The sequence below is a fragment of the Rhizobium sp. 3T7 genome (genome assembly GCF_020166565.1).
In the GTDB taxonomy this organism is placed as follows: Bacteria; Pseudomonadota; Alphaproteobacteria; order Rhizobiales; family Rhizobiaceae; genus Rhizobium.
This window is the reverse complement of the sequence record NZ_JAIQXS010000005.1, coordinates 224,796-238,829: the sequence shown is the minus strand read 5'-3', so window position 1 is coordinate 238,829 and position 14,034 is coordinate 224,796. Positions and strand designations below refer to the sequence as shown.

Sequence of the window (14,034 nt, the reverse complement as noted above, 5' to 3'; positions counted from 1 at the left end):
CGCTAGCCCGTCTTCACAAGCCCAGGCTTGCCAACAACGCAATTGCGGCCGCCTTTCTTTGCCTGATAGAGCCGCTCATCGGCCGCCGAAAGGACGGTTGTGAAGCTCACGCCGTCGGTATCGGCTGTCGCCACGCCGATGCTGACGGTCACCGGCTTGCCATCCGGCGTCTTGACGCTGCTTGCGATCGTCCAGCGCAAGCGTTCGGCAAGTCGCATTCCCTCGGCATGGTCGGTTGCCGGGCAGACCGCGACAAATTCCTCGCCGCCAAAGCGGAACACACGGTCGGCCGATCGCAAAATGGTTCCGAGGCGAAGCGTGATCGCCTTCAACACCTCATCTCCCTGCAGATGCCCGAAGCGGTCATTGACGTCCTTGAAATGATCCGCATCCAGGATGATCACAGTGGCGAACTGCCCTTGCCGCAACGCTTCCCGGACCATGGCCGGCGCTTCCATCTCCATGCGCGTACGGTCGTAGACACCCGTCAGGACGTCCCTGCCCGTCCGGTTTAGCAGATCGTTGTAACGCTCCCGGAAAGTCAGATCGCTGAAGACGTCGCTGATCGGCCGCACGCTCGCGGGAACGCCGTCGCGGCGTATCCAAATCTCGTAGACGGCAAAGAGCGCCGTATAGATGCAGACGGCGAACATCTTTGCCCTCCACCCGTCCCAGAAGGCGGAGGCTGGAATCTCGAGGAAATAGTGCAAGGCACCGAAGAACCCGATCTGATCGAAAGTTAGAAGGACAAGGCCACAGATCATGAACCGTAGGATGATCCTGCGCTTCAAATAGCGGCCGAGACGCTCGTACAGCAGTATAATGCCGATGGAATCGAGATACAGAAGCGTTGTGCCCCAGACCATCAGCCAGCCCATTTCCTTGAGGAAATCGACGCTCGCACTGTCGCCATGGCGGAGATCGATAGGCGTGTGCAGCTGCAGCAACCAGGCTACGGCGACCGTCAGGATATTACCGAGAAACAGGCCGTAGATCGGTTGGCGAACCGTAGCGGCATCCTCTTGCAGATACAGCATGAGGATCATCATCAGCTTGCCGGCGAAGAACACCGACGAACCGGGCGACGCAACGCCAAACGGCAGCGCGACATAAAACACGGCCGCGAGGTAAGTCTCCATGAAATGCATGACGCCGAGGGCTGTGAGAAACACACCCAGGCCAAGGCGCTGGCGAAAATGCAGCAGCGTCACCATGAGCGTGAAATAGCCAACGGCTTCAATGACAAACAGCAGCAGATTAAAGGCTTGCATCAGGCCCCTCTCCTCATCCAGCGCACCAACGCCAGAGGCGGCACGCCGCGCCAAGAATCAGCGGCGGCAAACATCAGTGGCTGCCCGTGTGTGGTGTAAGGCACGTGGCTGTCCTGCAAGGCTGCGAGCACCAAGATTCCTCGCAATCCTTTAAGATTACGTGAGGACTAATACCGTCACGGCAGACACCGGAGAAACCGTGTCGGAAGCGGATCAGACCTGACGACTTTTTGCACCATCGCTGAACAACGACGGGCCGTTCTGATCGATGATCTGTTGCGCCTTGCGCACCGTGCACTCGATCGCATCGTCAGAAGATCCGAACATGTCGGCGCGAATGAAGTTGCGCACGAGGACTTCTCCACCGACCGTCTTCTCGATCCGGCCAGCAAGGCGATACTGGCCGCCCTCTTTCTGCGGCTCGGCGTAGATCGTGCAGTCGCCGTAGAGCTGCGGCTCGGAAGAGACGCCTGCCGGAGCGTCAGCAGATTTGCCGCTGCCTGAAAACATTGAAAAAATGCTGGAGAAGATCGAAGCCATACTCCGCCTTTATCATGGCAGCTCGTGCCGGAAAAGTTAAATGATGAGGTTTGCGAGGATCTCGTTTTCAGTGATGTCCTCGAAGCCGATGGCGGCATTCTCGAAGTTCGCGATGAGTTGCGCAAAATTCTCGGGCGCCTTGGTTTCGATGCCGATCAGGACAGAGCCGAAATTGCGAGCCGTCTTCTTCAGATACTCGAAACGGGCGATATCGTCGTCCGGACCGAGCAGGTTCAGGAAATCGCGCAATGCGCCCGGTCGTTGCGGCATCCGCAAGATGAAGTACTTCTTCAAGCCGGCGTAACGCATTGCGCGCTCCTTGACGTCTGGAAGGCGCTCGAAATCGAAGTTGCCGCCAGAAACGACGGCAACGACCGTTTTGCCTCTCAGCACTTCCGGATCCATCGCGGCAATCGCGGTCAGCGACAATGCCCCTGCCGGCTCAAGAACAACGCCCTCCACATTCAGCATCTCGCCAATGGTCACGCAGATCGCGTTTTCCGGCATCAGCATGACCTGCTCGGTCGGGAATGTTTCCAGGGCGGCGAAGTTCAGATCCCCGATCCGCGCCACCGCCGCGCCGTCGACGAAATTGTCAACCTTGGTGAGCGTCACCACGCGCCCCGCGTCAATACTTCGCTTCAGGCTCGGCGCTCCGGCCGGCTCCGTAAAGATGAAGCCGGACTTCGGCATGAGGCCATCGAGATAGCCGGTGATGCCGGCCGCAAGGCCGCCGCCGCCCACCGGCATCACCACCATATCAGGTAGCGTTCCTTCGGGCAGCTGTTGCAGGATTTCCGCAGCGACCGTCGCCTGCCCTTCGATGATATCAGCGTGGTCGAAAGGCGGCACCATCACGCCGTCGATAGCCTCGACGTGATCGCGGGCGGCCTGGTAGCATTGATCGAAGAAGTCGCCCCTCAGCTTGATGGTGATGAACTCCGCGCCAAAGATGCGAGTCTTGTCGATCTTCTGCTGCGGCGTGGTTACCGGCATGTAGACAACGCCAGGCACGCCGAAATAGCGGCAGACAAAAGCGAAGCCCTGGGCATGGTTGCCGGCCGAGGCACAGACGAAGGTCTTGCCGCCAGCGCCCTTGGCGATCGCCTTGCGGAAGAAATTGAAGGCACCGCGAATCTTGTAGGAGCGCACCGGCGAAAGATCTTCACGCTTGAGCCAGATGTCGGCGCCATAACGCGCCGACAGGTGCTCGTTCAGTTGCAGTGGCGTTGCTGGAAAGAGGCTGCGCATGGCCGCCTCAGCGCTCTCGACATCCTGTCTGGTCACGGTCGTTCGTCCATTCCTGTTTTGCTCTCGCTATCGCACAAGTGAGCGGAGCGAGAAAGCCCATATCCGCCAATATTGTCTACTTCAAAAGTCATCTTTTAAATCGGAGTTCCAAAGCTGGCCGGATAACGCAATTGTGCGCTATCAATTCGCTCGCAATGCGGCTACATCGCCCCGATGATATCAAGTAAATTTGCAAAGCCGGCTGCCTGGCTGCTTCTCGCGGCCATTATTTTCGTCACGCTGTCGCCGATCGGGCTGCGGCCGCATACCGTGACCTCGGTCAATCTCGACCGCGCGCTGGCCTATTTGTTGGTCGGCTTCCTGTTCGCGGTCGCCTATCCCAGGCATTGGCTCGCGGTCGCCGTTCTCCTAATCTTTGGCGCATTGGCGATCGAATATCTGCAATATCTGTCGCCGACGCGCCACGCGCGCCTGCACGACGCGCTCGTCAAGATCCTCGGCGCATCTGCGGGAATATTCGCTGCCCGGGTGTGCGCAGCAACCACAGCTGGCACTTCATAGATAAAAACGCGGCTGCTTGGTGACGACTAATCGGCTGAGTCTTCGCTGGTAAAGCTTGGCGCAACTGCCAGTCGCAAGATGTTGCAGTTCTTACGCTGCATTTTTTACAAGCTATTTTTCTCAGTACAGCTCGCAGATTAGATGAAAAATGATCAAGAACCCTTTCGTTCGCACAACGTTTGAATGTCGGCTGGGCACGGCGCCGAAATTTAGCTGCCACGCCTATCCCACTCGTTCTCACTGGGTCGGCTTGGTTGACTTAACTCAACGCGGAATGGCATAGTGCCACCCAACTTCCCATCAATCACTTACAGTTCCGCGTGCCCACGACATTGCGCATCATCTCACTCTCTACCATCCCTCCACGTTTCGCCAAGCTTGCACCGACGCTTAACAGCCTAGTTAAGCAGAACGGCGCGGTGGATGAGATCCGGCTCTACGTTCCCAAACGGTATCGGCGGTTTCCCGACTACGATGGATCCATTCCATCCGTGCCCCCTGGGATCACGATAGTTCGGCCTGAAGAAGACATGGGACCTGCGTCTAAGGTGCTGTTTGCCGCACGCGAGCTCCGTGGGAAAAAGGCACAAATTCTGTTCTGCGATGACGACAAGGTGTTCTCGCCCAATTGGGCCTCTAAGTTGTTCGCGGCACAGGACGAGCGACCAGCAGAATGCGTAGCCCTGATCGGCAAGGACGTGCCAACCCACATTGCGAAACCCTCCGCCTTCGTGCCGAAAGCAGTGCGCAGACGGAAAATAGATCTTTTGCTCCGCGCCCGCCGACTACGGCATAAGTTCGCTTCTATGGTGTTGCGTTTGGACCAGCCGAAACCGATGCCGACGTTGGTTGAAAAGGGCGGCTACGTGGATGTACTTCAAGGGCTCGGCGGTGTCGTCGTGCGTCCAGAGTTTTTCGATGATATCGCGTATGACATCCCTGAAGTCATATGGGCAGTCGATGACGTTTGGTTGTCCGGCATGCTTGCGCTGAAAGGCATCCCGATCTGGCTCCCTGCTGGGCTGGAAGAACCACGGACGACCGCTGCACACGATGTCGCCTCACTATACCTCGCCACCATCGAGGGTGCGGTCCGTAGCGAAGCCAATCGCCGGTGCATCGAGTACATGCAGCAGCATTTCAATATATGGCGATAAATTACGCCACGATTGGGCGTGCAGAGCTTCCCAAAAGAGATTCGCTAAGTTATTGCGATCGTTGAACGCGAGCGTGGCGAAACTGGTAGACGCAAGGGACTTAAAATCCCTCGGCCTTAGGCTATACGGGTTCGATCCCCGTCGCTCGCACCATCAGGCAGCGCTGCAGCCACGTCAGACGGTCATCGGCACTTGCCCTTTATCATCGCTTGCGAATGTGCTTGTATGCGCGCGCCAGAAGGTCCGCGGTTGGGGCTGCGCATAGTTGTAAGCTGTCTTGTGGGAGTAAGGCGATGGTTTACGATTGGGATGGCACGAGAACGCGACGTCTCAAATTGTTCAGGGCGGGAACAGCATTCATGATCGCAATTGCGGTTCTCGGAATACCGCTTCTTTTCTACGCAGTGAAGCTGCACGACCTCTACGGCTGACGCAGTCGGCAACTTTTCTGCGGAGTATGAGCGGGCGCGACCCCGATGGCCGCGCCTGCCGGCAATGGAGCCGATTAGCCCAGCTTTGCGGCAATCTTGGCGACGTGAGCGCCCTGATACTTTGCCGCTTCCAGCTCGATCGCCGAAGGCTGACGGGATCCGTCACCATCCGTGATGGTGGATGCGCCGTAGGGCGAGCCGCCCTTGATTTCATCAACGCCCATCTGGCCTTGGAAAGCGTAGGGAAGTCCCGCGACGATCATGCCCTGATGCAGGAAGGTGGGGATAAAGCCGAGGATGGTGGACTCCTGACCACCGTGTTGCGTTGCCGAGGACGTGAAAACCGAACCGACCTTGCCGACCAGCTTGCCGGCAAACCAGTGGCCGCCCGTTTGATCCCAGAAATTGCGCATCTGCGACGCAACCGTTCCGAAGCGCGTGCCGGCACCAACGATGATGGCATCGTAATCAGCAAGTTCATCGACAGTTGCAATCGGCGCAGCCTGGTCCATTTTGTAGTAGGACGCCTTGGCAACCTCGTCTGGAACCAGTTCCGGAACGCGCTTGACAACAACGTCGGCGCCAGTCGACTTTGCGCCTTCGGCGACGGCATATGCCATGGTTTCGATGTGGCCGTAGGCCGAATAGTAGAGCACGAGTACCTTCGCCATTTACTTATCTCCATCAGGGAATTTGCGTTTGAATTCGTAAGCGGTGGAAACTTAGCAGCGCGCTGTAATCAACATAGCCCCATGCGGCAGAACGCACTGTTCAATGGCCATAGACGAAAAAATACTTGGAGCCAGTTGCGTGACCTAGCGGCGGTGGCACGATTTGCAAGACCGGCAAAGGGCGCTACCTATGTTGGGATCCAACCGTTCGGAAATTTCCAATGACCAATGAGACAATTGTCACCGCCGCCATGCTTGCCATTGGCGACGAACTCTTATCCGGCCGCACCAAAGACAAGAACATCGGCCACCTGGCCGATATGCTGACGCTTTGCGGCATCGATCTCAAGGAGGTCCGCATCGTCGGAGACGAGGAGGATGCGATCGTCGAGGCCCTGAATGCCCTGCGCGCAAAATACGCTTACATCTTCACGTCGGGAGGCATCGGGCCGACCCATGACGACATTACCGCCGATGCTGTGTCCGCAGCGTTTGGGCTGCCTTGCGAATACGATGCTGACGCAATGACCTTGCTCGGCGAGATGTATGCGCGCCGTGGGCTCGAATTTACCGATGCCAGAAAGAGAATGGCCCGCATGCCCAGAGGGGCGCGCCATATCGCTAACCCGGTCTCGACCGCACCTGGTTTCGTCCTCGGCAACGTTCATGTCATGGCCGGCGTCCCGCAGGTCTTCCAAGCCATGGTTGACGCGGTCATACCGACCTTGCGCACCGGCACGCGCGTGCTCTCGCTCGGGATCTCCTGCCCTTACGGCGAGGGCGACATCGGCACGCCGCTTGCCGCCATCCAGAAAGCCCACCCGGAGACGAGTATCGGCTCCTACCCCCGCTATGTCGGCCAGGCGTTCTCGACTGAAATCGTCGTCCGAAGCCGCTCGCAGGATGCGGTCGATGCCGCGGGAGTTGACGTGCGCGCCATGATCGAGACCATCCGTCAAGCAAAGGAGGTGGCTGAAAACCGCTCGGCAGAGGCGTAGAACAAAGGAGATCCGGCTCGCCGTTGATATGCATCAAGGCACCGGCGCCCTTGCCGGCGCATTCTCGTTGAAGATTAGCCGATTTCATCCGCGTAAGGAGAGAATTGTTTATGTCTTACAAAACGATACTTGCCATTCTCGACACCGTCGACAACACCACCGCCGTGGCCGATTTTGCTTTTGCCATTGCCGCACAGACCAATGCCCACGTTATCGGCCTTCATGCGGAAACCGTCGCGGTCGTGCCTCTCGTGGCGCCAATGGAGATACCCGACCCCGTCGCCGTGCAGGCTCTTCAGGACATGGCGCATGCGGAAACCGTCGAAGTAGAGCGCATCTTCCGCAGGAAAGCGCAGGCTGAAGGCGTCTCCTTTGAATGGCGTAGCTTCGCCTCATCCACCGGCTACGGCACGGCACCGTTGATCGAAAGCGCGCGAAGTGCTGACTTGCTGATCGCGTCACAGGCCAATCCGGCAAAACCGTCGGACAGTCACGTCGACATTGACAACTTTCTCTTCGAAAGCGGTCGCCCGGTCATGTTGATCCCCTTTGTGCTGCGCCAGCCGAAGCCGATCAAACGTGTTCTGATCGCCTGGAACGGCTCAAGGGAGGCAGCGCGCGCGGCGTTCGACGCCTTGCCAATCCTGAAAGCCGCCGACGAAGTCGAGATTTTCTCCGTCGATCCCGTCGACAATGCACTCCAGTCTGCGGCTGTCGCGGGCGCGGACATCGCAGCGGCTCTTTCCCGTCACGGCGTCAAGGTCACCTTGGCGACTGCTCAAAGCGCGGACAAATCCGCGTCGACTGTCATCGAAAACCGTCTCTCCGACAGCAGCATCGACCTGCTGGTTATGGGTGCCTACACCCATTCGCGACTCTGGCAGATGATTTTCGGCGGCACCACGAAAACGCTGCTGCAGTCAATGACTGCTTTGACGCTGCTGTCGCGATAAGAATCACGAGGGGCTTGCGTTTTGCCCCCGGAATCCGTTAATTGCGGCGACCGATGACGAGCTCCGGCTTCGGTCCTCCAATCGCGCAGTCTCGGCTGCGCGATTTGCGTTTGGCCGATCGCGGAATGCCTTGTCCGGCCGCCGGCAAACGGCGTGTCATCATTCATGCCGCGGAGCAAACCATGTCCCTTCCCGATAAAGCCTTTCCCGTCTCCTGGGATCAGTTCCACCGTGACGCGCGTGCGCTCGCCTGGCGCCTTGCTGGTTTGAAGCGCGATTTCAAGGCAATCGTCTGCATCACGCGTGGCGGCCTCGTGCCAGCGGCGATCATCTCGCGCGAACTCAACATCCGGCTGATCGAAACGGTCTGTGTTGCCTCCTACCACGACTATGTGAACCAGGGCGAAATGATGCTCCTGAAGGGCATCGCGCCGGAACTGACCGCTGACGAAGGTGAAGCTGTGCTCGTCATCGACGACCTGACCGATACCGGCAAGACGGCCTCGGAAGTTCGCTCGATCCTGCCCAAGGCACACTTTGCCTGCGTCTACGCGAAGCCTCAGGGTGTTCCGACGATCGATACGTTCGTCACGGAAGTCAGCCAGGACACCTGGATCTATTTCCCTTGGGATATGGGGTTCACCTATCAGGAACCGATCTCCAAGACCGGCCGCGGCTGAGCGCGACTCGCGGCAACCTGACAGACCGGTGACAATTTCAAATTGTACCAATCTTTGTTTAACTAACTCATCGGATTCCGCTATCGCGCCGCCCCCTCAGACCTTATCCTTCAAAGCAACCGTCCCGCGCGGCAACGGCGTCGCGCTGCGGACTGGGTTAGAAGGTTAGTCGCGGGGCGCGACGTTGGAACGAATATGATGCGTTGGGGCTACGTCGGGACGGTTGCGGCTTTCGGGCTGGGCCTCTGTCTCTCGCCTTTGGCCGCTTCGGCGGAACCGGCCTATGTGTCCGTCGTACGGGAATACGTCGAGACAGTCGTTAAGCCGATGGTGAATACGCCAATCGTCCGGAAGGCGATCGAGGACCAGAACGCCAAGTTCGGCAATATCAGTGACGCGAACATCCAGCTGCTGGACAATACCTACCGCTCCGAGGTCCAGAGTGGCGGGTGGCAGATGGTCAGGCGCCTGCTCAACAAGCCGGTGTCACGATACCTGAAATCCAAGCAGGATGATTCGCAGGGCACCATCATCGAATTTTTTGTAACCGATCGTCATGGACTCAATGTCGGCCAGGGCACGATGACCACCGACTATTGGCAAGGCGATGAAGACAAGTTCCTGAAAACATTCGCGGGACATTCCGACGAGATATTTATCGACCGGGCTGAGCGCGATGAGCAGACACAATTGCTGGAAACGCAGGCAAGCTTTGTCATCAAGGATGAAAACGGACAGCCTATAGGTATTGCGACGGTGACAATTGCGATTGACGCATTATGACCGAAATTGGCCTCAAACGAATCGGTTGCCGCGTTTGGCCGGCAAAAGCTGCAACCAAATCAACACGGTCGCAACTTTTCTTAGATTTTTTAGGCTCTGGGCCGACTAAAGCTCGCAACCCATTGAATTTCTTGCACGACTTTGTTTTCCCCATTCTCCACAGCCCGATCCACAATATGTTGTGGTGAACGGTTCGTTAAAAACAACCCCTTGACGGAATCGCCAGTTTCCAACTTAATGGGTTCCGATGTTGCTGCGGCAGTTGGACCGGAATTAACGAGGCCGGTTCTCTTCAAAAATCGAGCGTAGAATCAGGGTGTTGCGTCCATGAAGGATGACCGCCATGAGGGGTTTCGTGCGCGATTTTTATCTTACAAAAAGTGACATCGGGGGCTGGCGATAATAAGCTGTTAATACTATATTTAGTGTTTGCAGCCACCATCACCACAAGATACAGGAAAGACATCTCCGATGACACTCCTGTGACGATACGGAAACGAGAACTGGCTGCGCTCCTCACGGCGCCGCCGGAGGTGGAAACTTGCGCCTTGATCAAACGGGGACGGGGCGCGCAAGCTAGAGGTTAGGCAAATGCGCATAGAACGCCGTTTCACGAAGGCAGGACAGAGCGCTTACGCGGATATCGAATTCCGCAAGGCGACGAGCGAGATCAAGAACCCGGACGGTTCGATCGTTTTCCGCCTCGAGAATATCGATGTTCCGGCGCAGTTCTCCCAGGTCGCTGCCGACATCCTGGCGCAGAAGTATTTCCGCAAGGCCGGCGTTCCAGCCAAGCTCAAGAAGGTCGAGGAAAACGACGTTCCTTCCTTCCTGTGGCGTTCGGTTGCCGATGAAGCGGCACTGAAGGATGCTCCCAAGGACCAACAGTATGGTTCCGAAACCGACGGCCGCCAGGTCTTTGACCGTCTTGCCGGCACCTGGACCTACTGGGGCTGGAAGGGCGGCTACTTCTCGTCCGAAGAAGACGCCCTCGCCTTCAAAGACGAACTTGCATACATGCTTGCTACCCAGCGTGTTGCCCCGAATTCCCCGCAATGGTTCAACACCGGCATGCATTGGGCCTATGGCATCGACGGCCCCGGCCAGGGCCACTTCTATGTAGACCCTTTCACCGGCAAGCTGACAAAGTCGAAGTCGGCCTACGAACATCCTCAGCCGCACGCCTGCTTCATCCAGTCTGTTGAAGACGACCTCGTCAACGAAGGCGGCATCATGGACCTGTGGGTTCGCGAAGCCCGTCTCTTCAAGTACGGCTCCGGCACCGGCTCCAACTTCTCCTATCTCCGCGGCGAAGGCGAAAAGCTTTCCGGCGGTGGCCGTTCCTCCGGCCTGATGAGCTTCCTGAAGATCGGCGACCGTGCAGCTGGCGCCATCAAGTCGGGCGGCACAACGCGCCGTGCGGCCAAGATGGTCGTGGTCGACATCGACCACCCGGATATCGAGGAATATATCAACTGGAAGGTGAAGGAAGAACAGAAGGTCGCTGCCCTCGTCACCGGTTCCAAGGTCGTCGCCAAGCACCTGAAGGCGATCATGAAGGCCTGCGTCAACTGCGAGGCTGGCTCTGAAGCTACTCGGGGCGATTGCTTCGACCCGAACAAGAACCCTGCCCTGAAGCGCGAAATCCGCGCTGCCAAGAAGGATCAGGTTCCTGAGAATTATATCGGCCGCGTCATCCAGTTCGCCCGCCAGGGCTACAAAGACCTCGAGTTCAAGACCTACGACACCGACTGGGATTCGGAAGCCTACCTCACCGTATCCGGTCAGAACTCGAACAACTCGGTCTCGATCAAGGACGACTTCCTGCGCGCCGTCGAAAACGACGGCGACTGGAACCTGACCGCCCGCAAGGACGGCAAGGTCATGAAGACGCTGAAGGCCCGCGATCTCTGGGAGTCGATCTCCTATGCCGCCTGGGCATCGGCCGACCCGGGCCTGCACTTCAACACGACGATGAACGACTGGCACACCAGCCCCGCTGCCGGCCCGATCCGCGCATCCAACCCGTGCTCGGAATACATGTTCCTCGACGACACAGCCTGCAACCTGGCCTCGCTGAACCTCATGCAGTTCAAGGATGCCGCCACCAAACGCATCAACATTGCCGACTACGAGCACGCCGTCCGCCTGTGGAGCGTTGTTCTCGAAATCTCCGTGATGATGGCACAGTTCCCGTCGAAGCGGATTGCCGAACTCTCCTACGAATACCGTACGATCGGTCTCGGCTATGCCAACATCGGCGGCCTGCTGATGTCCTCGGGCATTCCGTATGACAGCGACGAAGCCCGCGCCATCGCAGGCTCGCTAACGGCGATCATGACCGGTATTTCCTATGCCACCTCGGCGGAAATCGCTTCCGAGCTCGGCCCGTTCCCGATGTTCAAGCCGAACCGCGAAAACATGCTGCGCGTCATCCGCAACCATCGCCGTGCCGCTTACGGCGAAACCGCAGGCTACGAAGGTCTGTCGATCAACCCGGTCGCGCTGATCCACTCCGAAAACCCGCACCAGGATCTCGTAGCCCATGCCAAGAGCGCCTGGGATAAGGCTCTCGAGCTCGGTGAAAAGCACGGCTACCGCAATGCCCAGGCAACCGTGATCGCGCCGACCGGCACCATCGGCCTCGTCATGGATTGCGACACAACAGGCATCGAGCCCGACTTCGCACTGGTGAAGTTCAAGAAGCTCGCCGGCGGCGGCTACTTCAAGATCATCAACCGTGCGGTTCCAGAAGCGCTGCGCACCCTCGGTTATTCCGAAAGCCAGATCGCCGAGATCGAAGCTTACGCAGTCGGTCACGGCAACCTGAACCAGGCGCCTGCGATCAACCCCTCGACGCTGAGGGCCAAGGGCTTCACCGACGAGAAGGTCGAGGCGATCAACGCCGCGCTGAAGTCGGCGTTCGACATCAAGTTCGTCTTCAACCAGTGGACGCTCGGTACCGACTTCCTGAAGGGTACGCTGAAGGTTTCCGACGAGCAGCTCGCCGACATGAGCTTCAACCTGCTCGACCATCTCGGCTTCTCGAAGAAGGACATCGAGGCTGCGAACATCCATGTTTGCGGTGCGATGACGCTGGAAGGCGCACCGTTCCTGAAAAACGAACACCTCGCCGTCTTCGATTGCGCCAACCCGTGCGGCAAGATCGGCAAGCGTTATCTCTCGGTCGAGAGCCACATCCGCATGATGGCAGCTGCCCAGCCCTTCATCTCGGGTGCGATCTCCAAGACGATCAACATGCCGAATGAAGCCACCGTCGAGGATTGCAAGAGCGCCTACATGCTCTCCTGGAAGCTCGGCCTGAAGGCGAACGCCCTCTATCGCGACGGCTCCAAGCTGTCGCAGCCGCTGAACGCCTCGCTGATCGAGGACGAAAGCGACGAGGATGCGGTTGAGGAACTGCTGCAGCAGCCGCTCGCGGCCCAGGCCGTCACCATCACCGAGAAGATCATCGAGCGTGTGGTCGAACGCGTCACCCGCGAGCGTGAGAAGCTGCCGAACCGCCGTCAGGGCTACACCCAGAAGGCCGCCGTCGGTGGACATAAGGTCTATCTGCGCACCGGCGAATTCGGCGACGGCCGCCTCGGCGAAATCTTCATCGACATGCACAAGGAAGGGGCCGCCTTCCGTGCGATGATGAACAACTTCGCGATCGCCATCTCGCTTGGCCTGCAGTACGGCGTGCCGCTCGAAGAATATGTGGAGGCCTTCACCTTCACCAAGTTCGAGCCGGCCGGCATGGTCATCGGCAATGACGCGATCAAGAACGCCACGTCGATCCTCGACTACGTGTTCCGCGAACTCGCCGTGTCCTATCTCGGCCGCCACGATCTGGCGCATGTCGACACGTCGGACTTCTCGAACACGGCGCTCGGCAAGGGCATCCAGGAAGGCAAGACGAACCTCGTCTCGACTGGCTGGACGCGCGGCTACAAGCCGACGCTGGTAACGGGCAACGAGCGTCAGGCCGGCGGCGAGCCGAAGGGTGCCGCCACCACAGCCCCGGCGCGTGCCTCCTCTGGCGCCACGGTGACGTCCTTTGCCGGTGCTGCCGCCCGCAAGATCGAACCGACCGTTGCCATTTCCAGCTCCGAAATCGTCGCTTTCAAGCGCGACTATGAGGAGCGGGCGAAGGAACTAGCCGAAGAGATCGCCGAGGAAGTGATTGAAGAAGTCACGACTGAGGCCCAGCAGCAGGCAACCGCCCTCTTCTCCGACAAGGCAGCCGCCGACGCGGCATCGGCCAAGACGGAAGCCAAGAAGGTCGAAGCCGAACGCCGCGCCCGCTCCATCATGCAGGGTTACACCGGCAACATGTGCTCCGAGTGCCAGAACTTTACGATGGTGCGCAACGGCACTTGCGAGAAGTGCGACACATGCGGCGCAACGAGCGGCTGCAGCTGATAGCCGGCATTCGGCGGACGAACGACTGTAAATCCAGCGGCAGTTTTGCAAAAAGCTGTCCGATTACGGGAAAAACCCGGGGCATATCCTAAGAAGCTGGGCGGTCTTCCGCCCAGCAAGAGACCAAAAAGATTACGCAGTGAAGTGGCGGATCGAGTTCACGAGCATTGCGAAAAGTCATCAATGATCAGTGCTCCGGGCAGTTTCTGCCCGGAAACTGAACTGGGGAACGAATCGGAAACCCCAACACTGACTAGTTAGAAGGGGAATTGGCGCAGGTGGCGCTAGACGGAATACAAAAGCCGAACCCTCT

Annotated in this window: 11 protein-coding genes and 1 tRNA gene; 8 read left to right on the top strand and 4 right to left on the bottom strand. The window is 58.4% G+C overall.

What is annotated here, in order from left to right; all coding sequences use genetic code 11:
• Positions 1–2: 2 nt before the first annotated feature.
• The 3 genes from K9B32_RS10335 to ilvA form a co-directional block, all read right to left on the bottom strand.
• The gene (locus K9B32_RS10335) at positions 3–1,274 is read right to left on the bottom strand and encodes a sensor domain-containing diguanylate cyclase (RefSeq protein ID WP_224561864.1); all 1,272 of its coding nucleotides are present in this window, start codon (positions 1,272–1,274) and stop codon (positions 3–5) included.
• Positions 1,275–1,484: 210 nt separating this feature from the next.
• Entirely contained in the window at positions 1,485–1,811 is a 327-nt protein-coding gene (locus K9B32_RS10330) for an HlyU family transcriptional regulator (RefSeq protein ID WP_224561794.1), read from the bottom strand.
• Positions 1,812–1,847: 36 nt separating this feature from the next.
• Complete coding sequence (gene ilvA, locus K9B32_RS10325; RefSeq protein ID WP_224561793.1) at positions 1,848–3,098, bottom strand: threonine ammonia-lyase; 1,251 nt, start codon at positions 3,096–3,098, stop codon at positions 1,848–1,850.
• 177 nt (positions 3,099–3,275) lie between these two features.
• Here ilvA and K9B32_RS10320 point away from each other — a divergent pair, with 177 nt between their 5' ends.
• The 3 genes from K9B32_RS10320 (at position 3,276) to K9B32_RS10310 (ending at position 4,933) form a co-directional block, all read left to right on the top strand.
• Entirely contained in the window at positions 3,276–3,623 is a 348-nt protein-coding gene (locus K9B32_RS10320; RefSeq protein ID WP_224561792.1) for a VanZ family protein, read from the top strand.
• 332 nt (positions 3,624–3,955) lie between these two features.
• Positions 3,956–4,780, top strand: coding sequence for a glycosyltransferase (locus K9B32_RS10315; RefSeq protein WP_224561791.1), 825 nt, complete (start codon positions 3,956–3,958; stop codon positions 4,778–4,780).
• A 67-nt stretch (positions 4,781–4,847) separates the two neighbouring features.
• Positions 4,848–4,933, top strand: a tRNA-Leu gene (locus K9B32_RS10310).
• Between the two features lie 352 nt (positions 4,934–5,285).
• On the opposite strand, the gene wrbA is transcribed toward K9B32_RS10310, so the two are convergent.
• Positions 5,286–5,882, bottom strand: coding sequence for an NAD(P)H:quinone oxidoreductase type IV (gene wrbA, locus K9B32_RS10305; protein ID WP_007792676.1), 597 nt, complete (start codon positions 5,880–5,882; stop codon positions 5,286–5,288).
• Between the two features lie 221 nt (positions 5,883–6,103).
• Between wrbA and K9B32_RS10300 the strand changes: the two genes are divergently transcribed.
• The 5 genes from K9B32_RS10300 to K9B32_RS10280 all read left to right on the top strand — a co-directional run bounded on the left by K9B32_RS10300 (position 6,104) and on the right by K9B32_RS10280 (position 13,721).
• Positions 6,104–6,880, top strand: a complete 777-nt coding sequence (locus tag K9B32_RS10300; RefSeq protein WP_224561790.1) for a competence/damage-inducible protein A — start codon at positions 6,104–6,106, stop codon at positions 6,878–6,880.
• 110 nt (positions 6,881–6,990) lie between these two features.
• Entirely contained in the window at positions 6,991–7,833 is an 843-nt protein-coding gene (locus K9B32_RS10295) for a universal stress protein (RefSeq protein WP_224561789.1), read from the top strand.
• A gap of 182 nt (positions 7,834–8,015) precedes the next feature.
• Complete coding sequence (gpt, locus tag K9B32_RS10290) at positions 8,016–8,513, top strand: xanthine phosphoribosyltransferase (protein WP_007532089.1); 498 nt, start codon at positions 8,016–8,018, stop codon at positions 8,511–8,513.
• 195 nt (positions 8,514–8,708) lie between these two features.
• Positions 8,709–9,296 carry a hypothetical protein gene (locus tag K9B32_RS10285; protein ID WP_224561788.1) on the top strand — a complete coding sequence of 196 codons (588 nt, stop codon included), beginning with the start codon at positions 8,709–8,711 and terminating at the stop codon, positions 9,294–9,296.
• A gap of 591 nt (positions 9,297–9,887) precedes the next feature.
• Positions 9,888–13,721: a vitamin B12-dependent ribonucleotide reductase gene (locus K9B32_RS10280; RefSeq protein WP_224561787.1), complete on the top strand. Its 3,834-nt coding sequence runs from the start codon at positions 9,888–9,890 to the stop codon at positions 13,719–13,721.
• Positions 13,722–14,034: the final 313 nt, after the last annotated feature.